Annotated in this window: 4 protein-coding genes; all 4 read left to right on the top strand. The window is 36.2% G+C overall.

What is annotated here, in order from left to right; translation table 11 throughout:
* On the top strand, positions 1-1,212 hold a 1,212-nt coding region (locus K1I61_RS08865), incomplete at its 5' end, for an SspB-related isopeptide-forming adhesin (RefSeq protein WP_223334872.1).
* 121 nt (positions 1,213-1,333) lie between these two features.
* A complete protein-coding gene (locus K1I61_RS09065) occupies positions 1,334-1,438 on the top strand; it encodes an LPXTG cell wall anchor domain-containing protein (RefSeq protein WP_223334870.1) in 105 nt (34 codons plus the stop codon).
* Positions 1,439-1,587: 149 nt separating this feature from the next.
* Entirely contained in the window at positions 1,588-2,295 is a 708-nt protein-coding gene (locus K1I61_RS08855; RefSeq protein ID WP_223334868.1) for a glucosamine-6-phosphate deaminase, read from the top strand.
* A gap of 280 nt (positions 2,296-2,575) precedes the next feature.
* The coding region (locus K1I61_RS08850; RefSeq protein ID WP_263285098.1) for a Spy0128 family protein at positions 2,576-4,782 on the top strand (2,207 nt) is incomplete at its 3' end.

Here is a 4,782-nt window from a genome sequence, read left to right as displayed (position 1 = left end):
GATGGAAAAGCTAAAGCACTTGTGAAGACAGTGACTGACGCTCCAGACAAAGAGTTCAATAACACTGTGACTCCTCCAGAAACTCCTGAGTTTAACCCAGAGAAATACATTCTTAACGAAGAGAAATTTGACATTACTGGAACTAAACTTTTGGATGATGATAAAGAGTTGACTGATAAAGTAGCTGATACCAACAAAGATCCATATGCGGACAAAGTTGATAATAATGAAGCGCAAAATATCAATACTCAAACACTCCATAAAGGTGATAAGGTTGTTTACCAAGTATGGTTGGATACAACTAAATTTACAGAAGCTCACAATATTCAATCTGTTGGAATTACAGATAAATATGACAGTGAAAACTTGGATGTTAATGTAGCTGATATTAAAGCTTACGATTCAGTAACTGGTGAAGATGTAACCGCTAAATTTGATATCTCAATTGTGGATGGTGTCATTACTGCTACGTCTAAGGCTGAATTGACTAAGTCACTTGGAGATGCAGAGAATACACAAGTAATCGACACTGCTAAATTAGCATTTGGACGTTACTACAAGTTTGATATTCTTGCACGAATCAAGGATACTGCTAAGGAAGGTGTAGATATTGAAAATACAGCTTCTCAAATCGTTCACCAATACGATCCAACTAAGAAATCAGTTGAAAAACCAGAAAAACCAACTGAAAAACGTGTTGTAAATATTCCAGTTAAAGTTGAATTCAACTTCACTAAGAAATTGGAAGGCCGTGCACTGAAGGCTGGCGAGTTTACTTTTGTACTCAAAGACAAGGATGGAAATGTGATTGAAACTGTAAGCAATGATGCTGAAGGTAAGATCAAGTTCTCAGCTCTTGAATTCAAACGTGGTCAAGAAGGTACTTATATTTATCATGTAGAAGAAGTGAAAGGTACAGAGGCTGGAGTTGAGTACGATAAGATGGTAGCGACTGTTGGAGTTACTGTAACTAAGGATGGTAAAGTGTTGACTCTTACTTCACAAGTGCCTGAAGATACTGAGTTTAACAACAAGGTAACACCGCCAACACCACCAACACCACCAGTAACGCCACCAACTCCAGAAAAACCTAAGGGTCGTGAGTTGCCAAATACTGGTGAACAATCTAAAGCTGGAGTAGTTGCTCTAGGTGCAGTGCTTGGTCTAGTAGGACTTGGTTTAATTGCAAAACCAAAAAGACGTGAAGACTAAGATTGAGATAACATCAATATTTTGGTGTTGACATAACAATTTTAGCTCTAAAATGAAGAGGCTTTGCTCGTAAGAGCAAGGCCTTTTTATCATTTTTGGATGAACTATTTATTAATAATCATTGCCGGATACTGCTTCAGTTGAACAATCATTCTTGACATATTTAGCACTTGTAGGTTTAACTACTGCAGGTTATGCTTTGTCAAGAAAGAAAAGAGAAGACTAATTCAGTCTGAAAGTTTAAAAAGAGAAGACTAGTTAAGTCTTCTTTTTTTCTTAACTTTATCCTATAAAATTTAAAATATTAAACCGTTTACACTTGACAAAAATTGGTCTATACCATATAATGAAATAAAGAAATACGGAGGAACAATTATGAAAGTTATACAAGTAAAAAATCCTGAAGAAGGTGGAAAAGTAGCTTTTGAAATTTTAAAAGAAAAGCTAGCAAACGGTGCTCAAACATTAGGACTTGCGACAGGTAGCAGTCCGCTTGAATTTTATGGAGAAATCGTTAAGAGTGATCTTGATTTTTCAAATCTTACTAGTGTTAACTTGGACGAATATGTAGGACTTGATGGAGAGAATCCTCAATCTTATCGTTACTTTATGCAAGAAAATCTATTCAATAAAAAGCCATTCAAAGAAAGCTTTTTACCTCGTGGTGTCAAAGATAATGCAGAGGAAGAAGTAGAACGCTATAATCAAATTCTTGCTGACCATCCAGTTGATTTGCAAATTCTTGGAATTGGTCGAAACGGTCACATTGGCTTTAATGAACCGGGAACTCCATTTGATAGTCAAACGCATCTTGTAGATCTTGATCAGTCCACTATTGAAGCAAATGCTCGCTTCTTTGATAAGATTGAAGATGTACCAACACAAGCTATCTCAATGGGTATTAAAAATATTCTTGATGCTAAATCAATTTTGCTTTTTGCTTATGGTGAATCTAAGGCAAAAGCTATCGCAGGTACTGTTGAAGGTCCAGTAACTGAAAACCTTCCAGCAAGTAGCTTGCAAAACCATCCAGATGTAACTATTATTGCGGATGCTGGAGCACTTAGTTTATTAAAGAAATAGTTATCATAAAAATGAAAACCATTCGAAAATTTTCGAATGGTTTTTGTAACTTTATGAAAATCAATGTATATGAAAAAATAAAATTATAATAAAAACGTATATTATGACTCTAAAACTTATAATTGTTAAGAAATAAAATAATTATATTTGTAATTTATTAAAAATATGGGCTTCTGAGCCTCGATTTCATTGACTTTTAAGTTGAAATTTAGTACTATTATCTTGGATTATTTAATAATTCAAGATATTTTAAAAAAATAGGGAAAGAAGGAAATATTTAATGGTGAAAAAGATTAAGAAAAAGCCGTTTATAATATTTTTTGTATCAGTTCTGACCTTCCTGAGTGCATTGTTCTTATCGACCAATGTCGCTTATGCGGATGGGAAAGAATTAACGGGTGTAGTAACTGATATAAGTGTCCTAAATATGTCGGATTCCAAATTGGAACCGAATAGTGACGGTACTTATCAGATTATTACCAATCGTTCAAATCAGTTCTTTGTTCAATTTGACCTCAAGCAATATGATGGTAAATTGGCCAATGGCGATTACTTTGATGTAGATATTCCTACACCGGTAACTGTCTACAATGGGACGACTGAATTGTTCGATAAGGAAACAAAAGTTAATATCGGTACAGTAGTTGTTACTGCTAATGGTGATAACCAAGGTGGTAAAGCACGTGTTACTTTGAAGAACCTTGATGAGTTCCAAGCTAAAACAGGCGGGGATACCGTTAAAGGCGTGAAAGGAAATTATGCAATTACTTTCTTGTTCAAGAGTGACCAAACAGCAACACCACTAACTTTTGAAAACAAGGGTGTTGGTAAAACAATCACACATACCTTTACATCTAAGACAGTTGACAGCAAGCAAGAAGGCTTCGAAAACTTTGCTAAGGTTGGTAACGATGTAGTAAGTAAAGAATGGACTTCAGCAAAGTTAGCAGCAATTGGTTCAGTAGGTAAAGGTGACGTATACTCTCCATGGAGAATTCGTGTCAATACTGGAAGACAAGACTATGGTAAAAACTTAGTTTTGAATGACTTCCTTCCAAATACATCTGAATTTGCTCCTATCCAGTATATCCCAGAGTCATTGGTAGTTTATTCTTCTGCTACATTGAACGATGGTAGTTCTCAAGTTCCGGATGATGCTAAGAAGATGGTAGAAGGTACTGACTATACTGTAGCTTGGAATGAGAACTATACTCAGTTCAAGCTTATCTTTGCAGATGGATCTAAATCATACTGGGTTGAATACCATACCACAACACCAGGTGATGGTAGAAAAGTTCAAAACGTTATCCAGTTGACTACAGCAGATGGAACTGCACTTCCTTTCCGCAGTAATCGCACAAACTTAGATTTTAAAGCTGAACGTGTATCTCTTGTAAAAGGACAAATCGAAGCTTCTACAGCCTTCAAGATTAAGATCAACAAGACAAATGCCTTCACATTGGTTCCAGTTGCAGGCGCTGTTTATACAGTGAAGTCAGAAGATGGAACTATCTCTACAGAATTGACTACAAATGAAAAAGGTGTGGCAATCTCTGATGAGTTTGATCAGAAATATGTCGGTAAGACATTCATCATCAAAGAAAAGACAGCTCCTGCTGGATATACTCTTGATGAAAAAGAATACAAGGTAACTCTTGGAGCTGAAGGTTCTAAGATCAACCTTCAAGACGAACCAATCGCAGCAGATTTTTCAATTACTGCTAAGAAAGTCATTGCTGGAAATCGTCCAGTAGCCTTGAAAGATGGTGAGTTCAAGTTTGATTTGTACAATGCAAATAACTTGACTACTCCAATTGCTTCAACAACAAACAAAGCAGATGGAAGCATCACATTTGAAGGTTTGAAAGCTAAAGGTCCTGGTACCTACAACTATGTCATCAAAGAAAATACTGAAACAAAAGTTCCTGGTATCACATTTGATGAAAACTCATACGAAGTAACAGTCGTTGTTAAAGCTGAAGGTGGAACACTTAAAGCTGAGGTTACAACTCAAACACCTACTTTAACAAACACATATGAGCCATCACCAGCTCGTGCTACATTCAAAGCAACTAAAGAATTGGTTGGTAAAGAACTTGCTAAAGAACAATTTGAGTTTGAATTGAGCGAAGGTGGAAAAGTCATTGCAACATCATCAAACGGTAAAGAAGTTGAAGGTGTTGAAGTTGCAACAAACGAAGTAGCCTTCAAACTTTCATACACTGAAGCAGGAAACCACGAATATGTCTTGACAGAAAAAGCTGGTTCAGTAGCAGGAGTTACATACTCAACTGAAAGTTATACAATCCAAGTTTCAGTAGTAGATAATGGCGAAGGTAAACTAGTTGCAACTGTTAAAGAAGCTGATAAAGTTCGTAAGTTCACAAACACTTACACTACAACAACAGAGGCTCCAACAACAACTGAAGCTCCAACAACAACTGAAGCTCCAACAACAACTGAAGCTCCAACAACGACTGAAGCTCC

This window comes from Streptococcus infantis (assembly GCF_019929665.1).
In the GTDB taxonomy this organism is placed as follows: domain Bacteria; phylum Bacillota; class Bacilli; order Lactobacillales; family Streptococcaceae; genus Streptococcus; species Streptococcus infantis_H.
The sequence above is the reverse complement of the archived record's forward strand: the minus strand, read 5'-3'. Positions and strand labels throughout refer to the sequence as shown.